We start from the raw sequence: 18,609 nt of genomic DNA on the forward strand, positions 1-18,609 counted from the left end.
AGCACTTTGAGTGCTCCGCCCTTATTATTTCGGCTAAGGTAGAGTGCTGTTATTCAGCAGTTTCTACGATAACTTCTTCAACTTGTACTTCTTCTTGGTATTCGAAACCAGGGATCGTTGCGTCAACACGACGGTTTTGAGCACGACCTTCAGCTGTATCATTTGATGCAACTGGGTTCTCTTCACCTTCGCCAGTAGCAGTGATACGCTCAGCTTCGATACCTTGCTCTTCGATGTGTGCAGCAACTGCAGCAGCACGTTTCTTAGAGATCATCATGTTGTATTCAGCAGCGCCTGTTGAGTCAGTGTGACCAACAACAACAACAGTCGATTGAGGGTGAGCTTTAAGAACTTCAACTAGAGGTTGTAGTGCAATCTTACCGTCTGTAGACAATTCTGTGCTGTTAGTTGCGAACATTTCTTGAGAGTAGCTCTCTGTTTGTGCTTTAGTCACAACAACAGTACTTTTCTCTTCAACAACAACTGCAGGCTCTGTGATTGGCTCAGATGGTGCTTGTGTCACTGCTGCCGCAGAAGCTGCTGCTGCCGCCGCTGATGCAGTTGTGTTACCAGTACCGAAGTTGTAGCTAACACCAACAGACAGTAGGTTTGAGTTTAGGTCTTGAACGTAGTTGTCGTCGAAGTCATCAAAGTATTGGTACTCAACGCGTAGTGCCCAATCAGAAGAAAGTTGCTTCTCTACACCGATACCAGCAGAAAGTACAACGTCATCTTCACCACCGTGCGAGATGTAAGCAGGACCTGCTTTGAAGAATACGTCAAACTCTTGCTGTACTGGAAGGCGGTACATTGGCGTTAGTGAGATTGCGATTAGTGGATCGCTGAACGCAGCGGTTGTGCCGTTCTTTGAAAAGCTTGTCTTGTAATCACCAAGGAAATCAGAGCTTAGCTCAATACCAAACTTGTCATTAAAATTGTAGCCAGAGTAGATGCCAGCACCGATTGCATCATCATCACATTTTTCACCGCTTACGCATGCGCTATCTAACCAGCCCACGCCCACTTTAGCACCAACATAAGTTGTAGCAGCGATAGAAGGCTCTGCTGCTAGGCCTGAAGCGGCAACAACAGCACACATGATTTTCGACAGTTTTTTCATAATCTTATCCTTGGATTAACTCTTATTGTTATCTGAACTTACCAGTAAAACGATCACTTATTGGGTTACGACACTGCTTATAATAAGTAAATCAAGGTGTTGGTTCAGCTGAACCTATTTCTTTCTCAGTACTTATATTGTTAATCTGATTGCGTATTGGAGTCAATGGAATTGTTAGATATTATATATTTAGATGGCTTTTATTATTAGTTTTATCATTTGTTGGAATGCCTATATTTAAAGCTATAGCCTAGCCTCGTGTATTTTCCAGTGACTCTGAGGGGAATAAGTAAAAAACTTGCGCTTTATCATGCTTATTAAACGCAAAATCCCCATCCACCATGTCTAACTCGGTTGAGTACATGATTAGATAGGGATTTGAATTGAAGCTATAGCGGTATTTTCACGTTTTACATCACGTAATAGCTCGACTTTGTTTACGGACGCTCACCCGCCAATAAACGCTTCTCGATATCTGCAATTACGCTAGGTAAGTCTGCAATGGTATCGATCAGGTAATGAGGGTTTGATTTGTTCAGCTTCACGCTTGCTTTTTCACGCGCCGTTGCCAGAGTTGCTTCGTCTGCGTCTAAGTATTCTTGATACGTTAAGCCTGCTTCGTTACCTGATAGAACAAGGCCTACCGTCCACATGCCTGCGTTGTGACCTTCATCAATGCCGGGTGCTGCGTCATCCACTTTCACACACGCTGCAACGCTCGTCACGCCTAGGTCAATGACGTTTTTAAGTGCCATGAATGGAGCTGGGCGACCGCCTTGCGGTAAGTCATCAGTCGCTACTACGTTGTCAGGAAGATAACCATAATCTGCGGCTGCTGGAATCAGTACGTCCATCACTTCTCGTGGGTAACCTGAACAAGAACCAATTTTTACGTTCTTCTCTTTAAGGTTATTTACTACTTCAATCGCGTTTAAAATTGGCGCTGCGTGGTCGGCTACTTTCGCTTTTTGAAGAGGCATGAATGCCGCGTAGATCGCATCAACGTCTTCACTGGTCATCGAACGTCCGAACTGGGCATTCCAACGAGCATCAACAGCAGGGATTCGACCCACCGCTTGGATGTGATCCCATTTACCGATACCCATAGGTTCACGAGCTTCAGCTAAGTCGATGTCAAAGTCGAAACCTTGTTTGAATGCTTCAACGAAGATGCTAGTTGGAGCAAACGACCCAAAATCAACGATAGTGCCGGCCCAGTCAAAGATAACCGCTTGGATAGGTGATGTCGTGTTCATAATAGTGTCCTATTTTTGTGTCACTCCCAGTTCAAAGTTCTGGGAAACAAATGGTTGTTTAAGGTTATTGGTTTAAATGTTGATTTCGAGAATTAAAGGTATTCAAAATCTTTGCAGACTTTGGCTATCGCTTTTTCGAATACAGACAGAGCGACTTCTAGCTCGCTACGGCTGATGATCAATGGTGGGCTCAATTGAATCACGTTATCTTGTGAAACCTTAAAGCTCAGGCCATCGTTCAGACATTGGTAAAGTACTGCTTCTGCTTCATCGAACGCTCGGTTTTTGGTGATATGGTCAGTGACCAATTCCACTCCCCAAAGCAGACCGATGCCGCGAACGTCACCAATGACTGGGTATTTCTCTTTCATTTGAAGCAGTTGTTCACGCACGAATGCGCTGTCCGCTTGTACTTTTTCAAGTAGATTTTCTTGCTCAATCACTTCCATCGTAGCCAGTGCCGCTGCGCAGCCAATAGGACTTTTCTCGTGGGTGTAGTGACCAAGTGATACTTGCGCTGCCGTGTTGTATTTGTCTTTAGTGACCATGGCTGCAATTGGAACCAAGCCCCCGCCAAAACCTTTACCGATACAAAGAATGTCAGGTTCGATATCAAAGGCCTGGTGAGTGAACCATTCGCCACTACGACCCATACCGTTTGGAATGTCGTCGATGATCAACATGACGTTATGCTTATCGCAGATCTCACGGATGCGCTTCCAGTAAGCTTTGCTTGGAACCTGAACGTCTGTGTTACGCACTGCTTCGGCAATGAAGGCTCCAATGCCACCTTCTTTTTCAATCACATACTCTAAATAGTCGGCATAGTGAACGTCGCATGCAGTTTCGTTTGCATTGACTGCGCTATTCTCGTTAAACGGGAAAGCGCCACGATAAGAGACGGCTGGTGGAATGCGTTCTACGCCAGCCATTAACGGGCCCATGCCTTCGCGGAAACAAGCTTCACCACCCACTGAAATTGCGTCCAGTGACGCGCCATGGAATGAGTCCCACAGTGAAACGACCTTGAAGTTGTTGGTGACATGTCGAGCCAGTTTGAGTGCCATGCCGATAACCGAAGTACCACCCGGTGCAAACAACACGCGGTTCAACTCACCACCGCAGATCTGTGTCAGCTTTTCAGCGCATTGAACGGCTGTTTCATTGGTAAAGCGACGCGGTGAAAACGGCAATGACGCCATTTGCTGAGTCACTTTATTGATGATGTGTGGGTGACCATAACCTAGCTGGTGAACATTATTGCCGTGAAAGTCCATGTACTTCTTGCCCGTCGCATCTTGAATGTAGATGCCTTCGGCTGCTTCAAGTGTGTCTAGGCAAGGCGTTGACATGGCTTGATGAAGAAACACGTCAGCATCACGCTTTAACATTACTTGAGTCGCATCATCGTTTAGCGACTCGTTCCATTTTTCGCGTGCTGGCGTGGTGTTCACATCGCCTTCGCTTCGAAAGTGTGTGGCCTTTAGAACTGGCTCTGGATTGGTCGTCGTCATTATTTGATGTCCCAGTACATAGCGTTTTTCACTGCGCTAATGAGAGCTTCAATGTCTGACGGATACACTTCACCAATGTTACCGATTCGGAAGCAGTCTGCGTTTGAAACCTTGCCCGGGTAAATCACAAACCCTTGCTCTTTCAAACGGTCATAGAATTCCTTGAATTGGTAATCGCTATGAGTTGGAGAATAGAAAGAGGTGATGATAGGTGAATGAAGGTCATCATTAAGCAGTGGTTCAAAACCAAGAGAACGCATACCTGCAACCAATGTGGTTTGGTTGGTTTGGTAACGATTATGACGAGCTTCGATGCCGCCTTCTTGTTCCAATTCAAGTAGAGCTTGGTAGAAAGCGCGCACTGTATGAGTCGGAGAGGTGAAGCGCCATTTACCATGGTTGCTTTCCATGCAGTGCCATTGGTCAAACAGATCAAGGCTTAATGAGCGAGCTTGGCCTTTGCATTTTTCCAGTTCCGATTGCTTCGCAATAACAAAGCCGAATCCAGGTACACCTTGAATACACTTGTTTGCCGAGCTGATCATGTAATCAATACCTAAGTCAGCAATATCCATAGGGATGCCACCAAAGCTCGACATCGCATCAAGAATGACGGTTTTGTTGTGCTGTTTTGCCAATTTGGCAATCTCTTCGATTGGATTCAACATACCTGTAGTGGTCTCACAGTGCACAATCGCAACGTGAGTAATATCTGAATCCATAGCCAATGCCGTTTCCATTTTGTTCAAGTCAGGCTGTGATGTTTCACCTGGGGAAACGACATGGCATGGAATGTTTAAATATTCTGCGATTTGAGCAATACGAGCACCATACGCACCGTTATCGACCACAAGAAGCTTATCGCTGTTAGAGATAACGCTACCGATTGTTGCTTCAACTGAAGCAGTGCCGCTGCCTTGCATTAATACACTTGTATATCCCGCCTGCTTAGTCGCCAAAGTAACAAGCTTGCTACGAATCACTTCAACAACGTCTTTGTTGTATTCATCATCCCAAGTACACCAGTCTTTTAGCATCGCTTGGCGAACGGTTTCAGAAGTAGATAGAGGACCCGGTGTCAGCAGTAAGTATTCGTTTCTCATGTTCAATTCTCGCGATTTGTATTTTGGACTATACCAATATTTGCGGTTACTTTAACAACCAATTTAAACGGTCGTAAATAGCCCAAACGTTATTTTCACAAAAGCTTCATATTCAAATTTGTCACTTTTGTTGAGAAATTTTCCGATCTTTAAATTGCCATTTTTTGTTCATTTAATCGTCATAAAAGCCAGTTAGCTTAATACTCGAAATCTGGTACATACCAATGCAAAGGTGTGTGTTAACAACCTAAATGAATTTATGGATATAGAAGCCTCTAGATGGAACTTCTAGCCTTAACAACTTTAACCTTGGCAATTCCTAACCTTGGCATCGGGCCTGACTGGAGAAAATGATGAAAAACCGTTTTATGAAAGGATCACTTGCAGCTTTAGTTACTCTATTGGCTGGTAATGCTTATGCAGCACAGGAAGTGACGGTTTACACCGCTTTTGAAACTGACATTTTAGCGAAGTACAAAAACGCATTTGAAAGTGAAAACCCAGACATCAACATCAAGTGGGTACGTGATTCAACTGGGATCATGACGGCAAAATTATTGGCCGAAAAAAACAACCCGCGTGCAGAGGTAGTTTGGGGACTTGCTGGTTCTTCAATGGCTCTACTTAAGGAGGAGGGCATTCTTAAGCCTTACACTCCTCAAGGTGTAGAAGCGCTGCGCTCAAACCTCAACGATCCGCAATCTACTCAAGCTTGGTACGGTAATGATGCATTCTTCAATGCAGTTTGTTTCAACGAAGTGGTGGCTAAGCAACTTAACTTACCTGCACCTAAATCTTGGGATGACCTAACGAAGCCTATCTATAAAGGCCACATTGCTATGCCAAACCCAGCATCTTCTGGTACGGGCTACATGCAGGTTTCGGCTTGGTTACAAAACATGGGTGAAGACCAAGGTTGGAACTACATGCAGAAGCTAGACCAAAATATTGCTCACTACACGCACTCAGGTTCTAAGCCATGTGTTCAAGCGGGCATGGGTGAAGTCGCTATCGGTATTTCTATGGCGAGCCGTGGCGCTAAGCTGAAAACTCAAGGCGCTCCACTTTCAGTGATTACACCTGAAGGCATCGGCTGGGAATCTGAAGCGGTAGGCCTTGTTAAGCCTTCTGATGCAGCACAACGTGTTATCGATTGGTCTATTTCTAAAGCGGCAAATGAGCTTTACATCGAAATGTACCCAGTTGTTGGTCACCAAGATGTGACAGGCAAAGCAGAGAACTTCCCTAATGTAGAAAAGAACATGGCAAAAATGGACTTCGCTCGCATGGGCAGTGAACGTGCAGACGTTCTTAAAACATGGTCTGAGAAGTTTGACGCTAAATCAGAGCCAAAATCTTAATCTGCTGAGCTTTTTAGTTCATGAGCTCCTTGGTTAATTATCTACCGAGCTTATTAGACACATGGTTTATTAGATATATGGCTTATTAGACACGTAGTCCATTAGATATGCAGCTCATTAGAAGTTAGAGATCAGTAAAGGAAGGCTTCGGTCTTCCTTTTTTAGTTTTACGCCTTTAGGTTTTAAGTAAGGTACAACAAATGACAAAGCACTACTCATATTGGTTCAAGCAAGCGTTAGAACAAGAGTTTGGCAACATCAATGAGGGGCTAGATTCGGCGAAGTCGCTCCAAAAAGACGTCAACTGTGATATCGCCATTGTTGGCGGTGGCTATACGGGTTTATGGACGGCGATTTTAATCAAACAACAGCAACCCGAAAAGCATGTTGTCGTGATTGAAAAAGGTCTATGTGGTAGCGGTGCTTCTGGTGCGAACGGCGGTTGCATGCTGACGTGGTCAACTAAGTATCCGACGCTGAAAAAGCTCTACGGAAAAGAACAAGCGAAATGGTTGGTTAAGGAATCGGAAAAGGTTATATACGAGATTGAAGCCTTCTGTAACGAACACAAGATTGACGCGCATCTATATCGAAGCGGTACTTACTACACGGCGACCAATGAAGCGCAAAAGGGTGGAATGGAGCCTGTTGTTAATGAGCTGGTTAAGCAGGGTATCAATAGCTGGAAGAAGTGCGACAATTCTTTGGCTGATAAAGCGGGATCTGATCGCCACATTGAGGGTTACTACTCAGAAGCTGCGGGTAGTGTGCAGCCAGCGTTATTGGCGAGAGGCTTACGCCGCGTTGCGATCGAATTGGGTGTCGAAATTTACGAAAATACAGAAATGACTTCTCTTGATTACGGCTCACCAGTTCGCGTCCAAACTAAGGGTGGGACGATAACTTCCGATAAAGTGATCTTAGCGCTCAATGCGTGGATGCTCGATCACTTTAAAGAGTTCAAACGCAGCATAGTGGTTGTCTCTTCCGATATGGTGGTGACCAAGCCTATTCCTGAAAAGCTCAAGCCGTTTGGTCCAGAGAAAGGGGCAGCGGTGGTAGATTCGCGTATCTTTGTCCACTATTACCGAGATTCCCAGGACGGACGACTCATGTTGGGCAAAGGCGGTAATAAGTTCTCGTTTGCCAATCAAGTTGAAAGCATGTTTAACCAAACGACCAACTACCTGCCGATTCTCAATCAATCGTTTCAAAAACTGTTCCCTAAATTGGAACAAAGTGAATTCGATTACAACTGGTCAGGAGGCTCAGATCGTTCGGTCACCGGTCTGCCATTTTTCGGTAATCTAAAAGGCCAAGGCAACATCTATTATGGGCTTGGTTATTCAGGCAATGGCGTTGCTCAAACCCGTATGGGCGGAAAAATTTTGTCAGCAATGGTACTCGATATCGACAATGCATGGACACGAAGTGGTTTAACCAAAGGCCCATTAGGACACTTCCCGCCAGAGCCATTTCGTTGGGTAGGTGCGATGATGGTGCGTGATGCGGTACGAAGAAAAGAGAACGCGGAAGATTCGGGTAGCAAGCCATTGTGGCTAGATAAACAGTTATCCAAACTCGCAGGTGCGGCGGGCAAAGCCGACAAGGTTGAATCATAGATTAATCTAGCGTTTAAATTAGAAGTTTACATTTAGGCTCTCAGTGATTTATGGGCAAGTCACTGAGGGCTTTCAACGTTGAACGAACTTTTAATGCTGAACAAATAGCAATTTTTAATGCTTATTATATCTGCAATATAACTGTCATTTAGCTTCTATAAATTTGTCACTCAACTGCAATATTCTCAGTATAAATTTGGTATATACCATATAGAGAGTGCTGTAGTATGAGCAACCAAACTTATTTGAATATTGAAAACGTTGTAAAGCAATTTGGCCAATTTACAGCGTTAAAAGACATCTCCCTATCGATAGATAAAGGCGAGTTCGTCTGCTTCCTTGGCCCATCTGGCTGTGGAAAAACCACCTTATTACGTGCGATTGCAGGCCTAGACTTACCAACGTCAGGTTCCATTGAGCAGAACGGTAATGATACGACCTTCTTGCCACCAGAAAAGCGCGACTTTGGCATCGTGTTCCAATCTTACGCTTTGTTTCCAAATCTCACTGTAGAAGAAAACATTGCGATTGGTCTGAAAAACCAAGGCATGTCGACCAAAGAAGCTCTTGAGACGGTTGAGTCTTGGTTAGAGACCATCGGCTTACCGACGTCTGGTCAGAAATTCCCAAATCAATTGTCTGGTGGGCAGCAGCAGCGTGTGGCTTTGGCTCGTGCTTTGGCTTTGTCTCCAGGTTTGCTACTCCTTGATGAACCGCTTTCTGCATTGGATGCAAAAGTAAGAACACACCTGCGCGACGAGATCTGTCAATTGCAGCGTAAATTGGGCATCACCACGATTATGGTGACGCACGATCAAGATGAAGCTTTGACCATGGCTGACCGCATTGTGGTAATGAATCACGGTATTATCGAGCAAGTGGGCGCTCCACAAGAGATCTACCAAAAACCCGTCAGTCGTTTCGTGGCTGAGTTTGTCGGCAGTATGAACTTTATTCAAGCTTCTGTAGCAGCTCAAGGCAAGATGCGTATTGCTGAGTCTATGTTGCCATTGCCTGGGTTAGACAACCTGACACCAAAGCAGGGTGATATGTTTGATATCGCGGTTCGTCCTGAGCAAATCCAGTTTGTTGATCGTTTTAGTGAATCCTTGCCAGTGAGAATCGTATCAAGCGAATTCTTAGGGGCGTTTTATCGCGTGGAGTGCGAGTTGCAACATGACTCAACGGCGAAAGAGATCATCGTGGATGTACCCGTCAAAGAGTTCAACCGATTGAAGCTGCGTCGCAGTGATATTCGTTACGTTGCATTCGATCAAGAAGGCCTGAGAGCTTACCCATCGAAAAGCTTGCAAGTGATGAAAGACGAGGCGGCGTAAACAATCATGGAATCGACTCAAATGATGCAATCTAAGCTGCTAATTCAACGACGAGTACAACCTTTTCTGGCTCGGTTAAGCAAAGACAACGTAATTCTGTTTGGGCTGTTGGCCTTTTTGTCTGTGGTCATGACGTTGTTTATCCTGATGCCACTGTGGGCAATGTTGAAAAAGAGTGTTCAGAACGCAGATGGTGAATTTGTAGGCTTACAGAATTTCGCTACGTATTTTGCGTCTCAAAGCCTGTGGCAGTCGGTGGGCAATACCTTCACGCTCGGGTTGTTAGTGACCGTTGTCGTGGGTGTCTTGGCGTTTGGTTATGCCTATGCGCTAACTCGTTCATGCATGCCTTTTAAGGGGCTTTTTCAAGTACTGGGTTCTGCGCCTATTCTTGCTCCGTCGCTGCTTCCAGCAATCAGTCTTATCTTCTTATTTGGTAACCAAGGTATCGCTAAAGAAGTCTTGGGTGGCAACTCGGTTTATGGCTTGATTGGTATCTCACTGGGTTTGATATTCTGGACGTTTCCACACGCTTTGATGATTCTGACCACCTCATTAAGAACCTCTGACGCTCGCCTTTATGAGGCAGCACGAGCACTCAATACTTCATCGTTAAAAACTTTCTTTATGGTGACGTTACCTGCGGCAAAATACGGCTTGATCAGCACTCTGATCGTTGTGTTTACGCTGGTGGTTTGTGACTTTGGTGTGCCAAAGGTGATAGGTGGTAGCTACAACGTGCTATCGACTGACATCTTTAAGCAGGTGGTTGGTCAACAGAACTTCTCTATGGGTGCGGTAACCAGTATCTTGCTGCTATTGCCTGCGTTGCTTGCGTTTACCGTTGACCGCTGGGTTCAAAAGAAACAGAAGAGCTTGTTTGATACTCGTTCTGTCGCGTACCAACCAGAGCCAAATACCATGCGTGATGGATTGTGTTTCCTTTACTGCACGGTCATTTCGGCTGCTGTCGTTATCGTGTTGGGCATGGCGATATACGGTTCTATGGTCACCTTCTGGCCTTGGAACAAAGCGCTCACCCTGAATAACTACAACTTTGCTGAGATGAGTACCTATGGTTGGACACCGTTCTTCAACTCTCTGACGCTTGGTGCATGGACTGCCATTATCGGTACCGTATTGATTTTCTTAGGTGCGTATTGTATTGAGAAGGGCAGAGCATTTGGTCCCGTTCGTCAGGCGATGCAGATGCTCAGTGTTGTGCCGATGGCCGTTCCGGGTATGGTTCTGGGTTTGGGGTATATCTTCTACTTCAATGACTTGAGTAACCCACTTAACTTCCTGTATGGCACGATGGCGTTCTTGGTGATTAATACGGTGGTTCACTACTACACAGTAGGGCACATGACGGCGTTAACGGCATTGAAACAGCTACCTTCGGAAATTGAAGCCACGGCGGCCTCGGTTAACCTACCGCAATACAAGCTGTTTTTTAAGGTGACGGTGCCCGTTTGTTTGCCTGCGATTTTAGATATTGCGACATACCTGTTTATTAATGCACTTACCACGACATCTGCGGTAGTATTCTTGTATTCTACCGATACGATACCTGCGTCAGTTTCAGTGTTGAATATGGACGATGCGGGGCAAACCGGTGCAGCAGCAGCCATGGCGGTAATGATCATGATATCTGCAGCGAGTGCGAAGTTGATTCATATGCTAATCAACAAGTTTTTCGAGAAGCGCACCCAAGCTTGGCGCAAACGCTAGCGAACCATTTTATATTGCAGTTGGCCAAGGAGTGGCTGACGACAAGAACAAGAATGAAAGGAAATTAAGTGCAGTACGTAAAAATCAAAGATGTCATTGTAGAGCAGATAGAGTCGGGGATGTTAACGCCACGACAGAAGTTGCCTGCAGAACGTAAGCTGGCTGAATCGTTTGATACAACACGAGTTACCTTACGTGAAGCTTTGTCTTCGCTTGAAGCTGAAGGGCGTATTTACCGAGAAGATCGCCGCGGTTGGTTTATCTCTCCCGAGCCGCTTCGTTACGATCCAACCCAAACACTGAACTTCACTAATATGGCTCTGGCGCAAAATCGTCAACCGAAAACTGAGTTAGTGGCAGCAAAAGGGATGTTAGCGACCAAGGAAGCAACTAGGCTTCTTGAGCTGCAACCTTTTTCGGACGTTTATCGAGTAGACAGAGTTCGTTATCTTGAAGATAGGCCGGTTGTGTATGTGACCAACTACATTCGACCAGAGTTGTTCCCTAACTTGCTTGATTATGACTTGTCTAAATCGTTGACGGACATCTACCGCGAACACTTTGGTGTGGTGTATCAGAAGATCCGTTACCGAGTGAGCACAACGTCTTTACTTGGCGAGACAGCGCAAGCCCTGCGTGCGACTTCTGGCTCACCTGCAATGGTTGTTGAGCGTGTTAACTACAATCAAAACGGCGATCTGATTGACTGTGATATTGAGTATTGGCGTCATGACGCGATCAGTATTGAGTCAATCGCGCAGCTAGAGCGCTAGTCATACGTTAGAACGTTAGCATATCTGCAATTATGCAGGATTGCCCAATTGAAAAGTTCAAAGGTCTCTTATTCGGAGGCCTTTTTTTATCACCTGTTGTCAGCCGTTGTGCTAATTCATCTATAATTTAGGAATGAAATGGAATTCTCTGCCATCGTCATCGTGATAATTTCGGCTCTGCTTCATGCGGGTTGGAATGTTCTAGGTAAATCTAATCAAGGTTCGGGGTCGTCTTTTTTCCTTGCTTCTGGCTTTGCCGCTGCCGCGATCTTGACTCCTTACCTAATTTGGTATGTTGATAACGTTGGATTTTCAAACATCTCATTTCTATTTTGGCAATTGGTTTTGTTGAGTGGGATTTGCCAAATTGTTTATCTAATTGGGCTAGGTGCTGCATATAAACAGGCCGATATTGGGGTGATTTACCCGATGGCACGAGCGCTGCCCGTGTTGATGGTGGGTTTAGGCACGGTGTTGATAGGCTATGAGCTGTCACCTAATCAATGGTTTGGCTTCACCTTGATTACCTTGGGTTGTTTGTTTGTACCACTTAAGAAGTTTTCAGATCTTAGGTTAAAAGCGTATCTCAACCTTGGCGTACTGTGGGCGTTAATCGCGGCCATTGGTACCACGGGCTATGCCATCATTGATAAAGAAGCGCTTCTGTTACTCGATCCTTTGAGCACACCAGTTATAACTAACAAGCACACCGCGATTTTCTACCTAGGTATCCAGTTCTGGGCAATTGTGATTCCGTTGAGTGTTTGGTTATTCGTAACCAACCAAAGAATCGAGTTTACTAATGCTTGGATACTGCGAAAGAAAGCCACGCTTGCAGGCATTATGATGGCTTCGACTTATGGTTTGGTGTTATTTGCGATGACTATGACAGAGAACGTCAGCTTGGTTGTGGCACTTAGGCAAGTAAGTATCATCTTCGGCGTAGTGATGGGGTTCTACTTTTTAAAGGAAAAGTGGCACGCGACTCGCGGTGTAGGCGTCTCTCTAATTATTGCTGGCTTAGTTATCTCATTGACTTAAAAGCTCGCCGGAACGATTGGATATTTGTGCAGAGGCATCTATATTAAGCTAAATCAAAAACGCCCTTAGCGATACAAACTTCGTCAAGGGCGTTTTCTCTTTATCTAGTAAGAAGCTGTAGGTAGTAAAAGACTTACCCCGCTAAATCTTGAGCATCTTGCTGTTTCAACACTTTGTGGCCATCTTCAGTGACACCACGTTTCCAGTAGCTGCTGATGTAGATGTTCTCTTTCGCGACTTCTTTTTCGTTGCGGAAGTATTGTCTTAGCTCACGCATGCTTTCAAATTCACACGCTGTCCATATTGAAACCTGACCTTCTAACCATTCTGTGTTGCGCACGGTTTGTGAAAGTGACTCTGAGGTTTCATCTTCAATCAACCAGGTTACTTTGATACCTTGAGGAGTCTCAAGTACCTGCTTATCTGCTGCTGAGTTGATCTGAATGATAGCGTGACCAGTCGCTGTTTCTGGGAGCGTTTTTACTTTTGCAGAAAGCGCAGGTAGGGACGTCATGTCTGCAACTAAGAAGAACCAGTCTGACTCTAGGTTAAGCCCCTGAATTAAACCAGGGCCAGCCACTGAAACCGTGTCACCCACTTTTGCGTTCATTGCCCATCGAGCCGCAAAACCACATTGCAAATCTGTAGTGATATGGCGAACAAAATCAACTTCAATCCACTGCTCTACAGGATTGTACTGACGAATGGTGTAAGTGCGCATGGTTGGGCGCTCACCTTCGTTTAGCTGGCTTAAATCAGTCGTGCCAAGTGGCGAGAATAAAAGCTTGATGTAGCCGCCGGCACATTCTGTTGGGTATTTACTTAATCCCTCACCGCTAAGCGTTATGCGCTGCATGTTTGGAGTAATTGTTGAGGTTTGAGTAACGGTTAATGTGATAGGGCTAGGCTTGCTCATATAAGGCTCTCTTAGATTTGGATTTCCACATCATAATCCTGAACTAAAAAACACTCAATACTAATAGTTATCATTTACTTTGATTTACACATGTACTACCTAACTTATACGACAGATCCTATTGAGAAACGGATCCTACAAAAAAGAGCCCTTTAGAAAACTAAAGGGCTCTTAGGATTGGTTTGACTCAGCGAACAGAATTAGCTGTTTGCTTGCTCTAGTTCAATCGTTTCTTCAGCGGCTTTCGCAGCTTCTAGCATCTTACGAATAATGAACGATGCTGCCATTGCGATACCTACCATCACGACGGCAAGAACAGTCAGCATTTGGAAGTAATCACCGTAAACCGTTTGCACGATCTCTTGTGTGATCTCTTGACCTTTCTCTAGTGCAATAGACGTTGAGAATACCGCGCCAACAATGCCTGATAGTGCGATAGCAACAGAGAACAAGCTTACTGAGAAGTTTTCAATGTGCTTAGGTGCAACAGACAGGATGAAGGCTACAACCATTGAACCTACAATCACTTCACCGAATGCTAGGAAGAAGTGAATCGCTAGGAAGACTTCTGGGCGGATCAGAATATCGTCACCAACTGTCGTTACTGCCATCGTAAGGATACCGAAAGCGATAGCCGTAAGGATGAAAGAGAAACCGACTTTGGTTGCAGTTGAGAAGTTAATGTTTTTCTTTTCTAGGTTAGAGAAGATACCCGCGATGATAGGGCCAGCAACCATACACCATAGTGGGTTCATTGCCATTGAAGCTTCAGGTGCGACAGGGATGAAACCAAATAGATCGCCACGCATTGTGTTGATCGCTACCATTGTCATCGAAGTCATCATCTGACCGTAGTACACGAAGAAACATGTCGTCAGGAATGTGATGATTAAGATAGTCCCCATTTTTAGCATGTCTGATTTCTTCGATTTCATCATCAAAGAGACAAAGTAGATGATCGCTGCACCACCGATTGCGTACACGATGTTTTGGCCAATATCCATGTTAGAGAACATGAAGAATACCAAGCCGATCATTGCTGCAGAAAGACCAAGGAACGCTGCCCAGTTTTTAGTGCTTACTGGTTTTTGGTCGATTTCAGCACTTGCTTCAACAAGGCCTTTGCGAACAAAGATCATCATCAGAAGCGCAGCACCGGCTAGCACCGCTGAAAGAAGGAAACCACCGTGGAAACCAACAACAAGTACTAGCATTGGGAACAGGTATTGACCTAACAGAGCACCAATATTGTTTACTGAGTAGTTGATTGGGTAGCAGTTCTCAAAATCTTCTTGAGTTTTGAACGTGCGTTTGTAAAGACTTGGGTAAGAAGGGGACATCAAACCACGTGCATAACTTGCTAACGCAATACCACATAATGCCATCGGAACATTGGTTGCTGCTGCACCAAGTACCAGTAGAACGTAACCACTTGCGAACCCTAGGAAGGCAATGGTTAAAGATCGGTAGGCGCCTAAAAACTTGTCGGCGATAAAGCCACCTGCGATAGCAAATAGCGGTCCGATTGCAGAGAAAGCACCAACAACCATCATGGTGTCGGCTTCATTGTAGTTCAGATCTTCAAGGAAGAAACGAGTCAAGATCACCATGACGCCATAGAACGAAAGTCCGAACATCATTTGGCAGAACATCATTGATTTGTTTAATCTATTCCACATTATTTTATTCTCACGTTTGTATTAATATGTAGTGTAATTGCCCGATTATAATATCATTAGTAGTAATACATAAACTTAAACATCTGTCCCAAGCAGAACTTTACTCGATATATCTTTTCTTATGAGTGCATTCATATTTCTCATGAATGAGATTTGCAACGTTAGATTTTGCAAGTGGATGCATGGCGGTATGAAATTTAGCCATCATCATTTGTGGCTAAGTAATGAACTAATAAAGGGAAAGTTAGAGGTAGTCATTCTGTAAGTTATTTTGAGTGAGTATCACTTTCAATTAGCTGTTGGGCTTTAGCCAATAAAAAAGCCAGCTTGGTGGCTGGCTTTGTTGAGATATTGAAAACTAAGTTTACAAGAATGCTGTCTCTATAGAGGCTTTCTCCACTCGTGTTCCTGTCTTTTATTCACAAGGTGGTGCCATGTGGATCACGGCTAGGCCGCCTAGAGAAGTTTCACGGTACTTCTTGTTCATGTCTTTACCTGTTTGGTACATGGTCTCGATAACCTTGTCTAACGAGATAAGACACTTGCTGGTACGTTTCAATGCCATGCGCGATGCATTGATGGCTTTCATTGCACCCATTGCGTTACGTTCGATACATGGCACCTGAACAAGGCCACCGATCGGATCGCATGTCATGCCCAGTGAGTGTTCCATCGCGATCTCAGCGGCAATACAAATCTGTTCGTTGCTACCACCACGTAGGGCAGTTAGGCCTGCTGCGGCCATTGATGAAGAAACGCCGACTTCACCCTGACAACCTACCTCTGCGCCAGAAATCGAAGCGTTGGTTTTGTATAAGATGCCGATTGCACCAGAGACAGCCAAGAAGTCTTTAAGCTGCTTAGTGTCTAGCTCTTTGATGAAGCGATGGTAGTACATTAATACCGCAGGAATAACCCCAGCCGCACCGTTGGTCGGTGATGTCACGACCTGACCGCCCGCTGCGTTTTCTTCACTTACAGCAAAGGCAAATAGGTTAATCCAATCCATGATCTCCATTGGATCGTTTTCAATCGAGGCATTTGCTTCCAGCTTTTTAAGCAGAGCAGGTGCTCGACGAGTGACTTCTAGACCGCCATCAAGAATGCCTTCCGTGTCAAAGCCACGCTGCATACACAGAGACATCACCTTCCAAATTTGGTCGGCTTTCTGGTCAATCACATCCATACCTTGGAAAGACACTTCGTTACGCAGAATTAAGCCACCAAGGCTCAGTCCTTGTTGTTCGGATAGTTCAAGTAACTGATCAGCGGAAGAGAAAGGGAACTCAACTTGTGTTTCTGCTTCCTGTTTGCCGTTTTGTAGCTCATCAGCGGTTGCGATAAAGCCACCACCAATCGAGTAGTAGGTTTCCATATCCAGAAGGCTGCCGCTTTCGTCAAAGGCAGAGATAGTCATGCCATTTTCATGCAACGGAAGGTTAGTTTTGTGGAAGAGCAGATCGCTTTCTACATCGAAATAAATTTCATGGTTACCGCTAACCAATAGAGATTTATCTTCAATCGCCTTACGCATTGCTTGGTTAGCACTGGTGATTTTAATGGTGTCGGGGCGGTTACCTAGCAAACCTAACAAGGTCGCTCTGTCTGTGTGGTGACCAATACCCGTCAATGATAACGAGCCGTATAAGTCGATTTGAATACGCTTCACTTGCTTAAGCTGAGCATCAATTTTTTGGGTAAAGTTAAACCCAGCGATCATTGGTCCATTTGTGTGGGAGCTGGATGGTCCAACCCCAATTTTGTAGATATCAAAAATAGACAGCATAGTAACTTCCTGTGAAGACGGTTCGATGGACGAACTCTGTGTAAAATTTGTATTTGGTTAGTTGCACTTCTTTGAGTGAACCTGTTCTGTGGGTGAAACAGTTATGCGATAGAGCGTATTCATTGATTGAAAGGGCTCTTTTATCGACTAGTGCTAACAAGCATAGAGCGATGAAATACAAGAGCGTGCTATGTTTGCTGTAAAGCGACACGTTTATTCTTGTATTACCTAAGATGTCGCTATCAATAGTGAGCATTATTGCGAGCAACATATAAGAATTTCAAAATACTTTTGTTAACAAGTATTGTATACATAATTCACTCCATCTAATCCCCAAAACGAGACTTGAACATAAAATGAGCATTAATCACCTCCTTATTGTGCTGGGTAAGCGACTTAATGAGAATAAATTGACTGATGAAGGAATCAGTCGAGTTGATGCTTTGGTTGAGTATCTGGCGGAGCCTTTGGTAGAAGAGTCGAATCAGCAAACTGCGGTAGCATTTTGTGGTGGGCTAACAAAAGGGCAAACACTGTCTGAAGCCGACGCGATGCACCAGTACTTTAGAAAGCTTGAAAAGCAGCGTGAACATCCGTTTTCTTTAGGGGCGATTTTGCTCGAGCAGCACTCGACCAACACTGTCGAGAATATACAGAACTTGGCCTCAGAGATGATTGCAAGCGGGCTGTTTACTCGCGGGCAAAGTGTGCAAGTGACATTCGTTTCGAATGACTACCATTTACAACGTATATTCGAGATTCAATCGATCATGGGCGAGCAAGGTTTGCTTAAAGTTCTCATCGAGAAGTGTTCCGCACTTGGGGTAGAGCAGCAAATAGATCGCAGGTTGGAGGCTCATGTTGCGGTGCCATACCCACATCAAAGTGCTCAGGGGCAATTGTTTCTGTTGATGGACGTACTGACGACCTACCGAGTTTATCTTGAAGGTGTTTGTGCGGGCGCATTTAAGCGAGATTTAGAGTTGGTTAGACGAGAGCCAGAAAGACTGTCTTTGGAAGCATTGATCACTGCCAAAGAGCTCGTTGGACGTTCATCTGACTTTGACATTGTGGAGAGTTTACTCCCAGCATTGGAGCGCTGTATCCAGCAGACTTCAGTGGGTACCGATGTAAAAAAAGTCAGGGAATACCTAGCTCTACTAGATACTAACCTGACTTTATTGAATCGTTATTTAGATCCGGAATCGGATCACACACATCGCTGGTGGCGATAGGTGATTATTTCTTTCTCGTGATGCCAATAACGGTCTTTAAACTCGCAAAGGCAATCAGACAGTAAGCTAGAAGCTCAGTGCCTTCTTCAGCGATGTTTTTAACCGCTCGAACGTAATCATCGCCCATAACATTGT

General features: G+C 44.8%; 15 protein-coding genes. 7 read left to right on the top strand and 8 right to left on the bottom strand.

Annotation, left to right across the window (positions count from 1 at the left end):
* Positions 1-49: 49 nt before the first annotated feature.
* The 4 genes from AB4154_RS11335 to phnW all read right to left on the bottom strand — a co-directional run bounded on the left by AB4154_RS11335 (position 50) and on the right by phnW (position 4,993).
* Positions 50-1,120: an OmpA family protein gene (locus AB4154_RS11335; protein WP_372123039.1), complete on the bottom strand. Its 1,071-nt coding sequence runs from the start codon at positions 1,118-1,120 to the stop codon at positions 50-52.
* Positions 1,121-1,557: 437 nt separating this feature from the next.
* Positions 1,558-2,376 (bottom strand): phosphonoacetaldehyde hydrolase, encoded by an 819-nt coding sequence (phnX, locus tag AB4154_RS11340; RefSeq protein WP_136973801.1) that lies wholly within the window; start codon positions 2,374-2,376, stop codon positions 1,558-1,560.
* Between the two features lie 92 nt (positions 2,377-2,468).
* Positions 2,469-3,890 carry an aspartate aminotransferase family protein gene (locus tag AB4154_RS11345; protein WP_372123041.1) on the bottom strand — a complete coding sequence of 474 codons (1,422 nt, stop codon included), beginning with the start codon at positions 3,888-3,890 and terminating at the stop codon, positions 2,469-2,471.
* Positions 3,890-4,993, bottom strand: coding sequence for a 2-aminoethylphosphonate--pyruvate transaminase (gene phnW, locus AB4154_RS11350; RefSeq protein WP_102428797.1), 1,104 nt, complete (start codon positions 4,991-4,993; stop codon positions 3,890-3,892). The genes AB4154_RS11345 and phnW overlap by 1 nt, the downstream gene beginning before the upstream one ends.
* 350 nt (positions 4,994-5,343) lie before the next feature.
* On the opposite strand from phnW, the gene AB4154_RS11355 reads away from it, so the two are divergent.
* The 6 genes from AB4154_RS11355 to AB4154_RS11380 all read left to right on the top strand — a co-directional run bounded on the left by AB4154_RS11355 (position 5,344) and on the right by AB4154_RS11380 (position 12,858).
* Positions 5,344-6,354, top strand: a complete 1,011-nt coding sequence (locus AB4154_RS11355) for a putative 2-aminoethylphosphonate ABC transporter substrate-binding protein (protein WP_017094998.1) — start codon at positions 5,344-5,346, stop codon at positions 6,352-6,354.
* A gap of 200 nt (positions 6,355-6,554) precedes the next feature.
* Complete coding sequence (locus AB4154_RS11360; RefSeq protein WP_372123043.1) at positions 6,555-7,976, top strand: FAD-dependent oxidoreductase; 1,422 nt, start codon at positions 6,555-6,557, stop codon at positions 7,974-7,976.
* 227 nt (positions 7,977-8,203) lie between these two features.
* Positions 8,204-9,313, top strand: a complete 1,110-nt coding sequence (locus tag AB4154_RS11365; protein ID WP_372123045.1) for a putative 2-aminoethylphosphonate ABC transporter ATP-binding protein — start codon at positions 8,204-8,206, stop codon at positions 9,311-9,313.
* A gap of 21 nt (positions 9,314-9,334) precedes the next feature.
* Complete coding sequence (locus AB4154_RS11370; RefSeq protein ID WP_371714586.1) at positions 9,335-11,044, top strand: putative 2-aminoethylphosphonate ABC transporter permease subunit; 1,710 nt, start codon at positions 9,335-9,337, stop codon at positions 11,042-11,044.
* 68 nt (positions 11,045-11,112) lie between these two features.
* On the top strand, positions 11,113-11,817 hold the full coding sequence (gene phnR / locus AB4154_RS11375; protein WP_372123047.1) for a phosphonate utilization transcriptional regulator PhnR: 705 nt from the start codon (positions 11,113-11,115) through the stop codon (positions 11,815-11,817).
* 138 nt (positions 11,818-11,955) lie between these two features.
* On the top strand, positions 11,956-12,858 hold the full coding sequence (locus AB4154_RS11380) for a multidrug transporter (protein ID WP_372123049.1): 903 nt from the start codon (positions 11,956-11,958) through the stop codon (positions 12,856-12,858).
* A gap of 133 nt (positions 12,859-12,991) precedes the next feature.
* Here AB4154_RS11380 and AB4154_RS11385 read toward each other — a convergent pair whose 3' ends face one another.
* The 3 genes from AB4154_RS11385 to AB4154_RS11395 all read right to left on the bottom strand — a co-directional run bounded on the left by AB4154_RS11385 (position 12,992) and on the right by AB4154_RS11395 (position 17,239).
* Positions 12,992-13,774: a siderophore-interacting protein gene (locus AB4154_RS11385; protein ID WP_017070633.1), complete on the bottom strand. Its 783-nt coding sequence runs from the start codon at positions 13,772-13,774 to the stop codon at positions 12,992-12,994.
* A 200-nt stretch (positions 13,775-13,974) separates the two neighbouring features.
* The gene (locus AB4154_RS11390) at positions 13,975-15,453 is read right to left on the bottom strand and encodes a peptide MFS transporter (RefSeq protein WP_080582209.1); all 1,479 of its coding nucleotides are present in this window, start codon (positions 15,451-15,453) and stop codon (positions 13,975-13,977) included.
* A 415-nt stretch (positions 15,454-15,868) separates the two neighbouring features.
* Positions 15,869-17,239 (bottom strand): L-serine ammonia-lyase, encoded by a 1,371-nt coding sequence (locus AB4154_RS11395; protein ID WP_017068616.1) that lies wholly within the window; start codon positions 17,237-17,239, stop codon positions 15,869-15,871.
* A gap of 356 nt (positions 17,240-17,595) precedes the next feature.
* Here AB4154_RS11395 and AB4154_RS11400 point away from each other — a divergent pair, with 356 nt between their 5' ends.
* Positions 17,596-18,474 carry a YdcF family protein gene (locus tag AB4154_RS11400; RefSeq protein ID WP_372123051.1) on the top strand — a complete coding sequence of 293 codons (879 nt, stop codon included), beginning with the start codon at positions 17,596-17,598 and terminating at the stop codon, positions 18,472-18,474.
* A 4-nt stretch (positions 18,475-18,478) separates the two neighbouring features.
* Here the strand turns inward: AB4154_RS11400 and AB4154_RS11405 are convergent, their stop codons facing one another.
* Positions 18,479-18,601 (bottom strand): hypothetical protein, encoded by a 123-nt coding sequence (locus AB4154_RS11405; RefSeq protein WP_017059520.1) that lies wholly within the window; start codon positions 18,599-18,601, stop codon positions 18,479-18,481.
* Between the last annotated feature and the right edge of the window lie 8 nt (positions 18,602-18,609).

Source organism: Vibrio sp. 10N.286.51.B11 (assembly GCF_041469245.1).
Lineage (GTDB): Bacteria > Pseudomonadota > Gammaproteobacteria > Enterobacterales > Vibrionaceae > Vibrio > Vibrio crassostreae_C.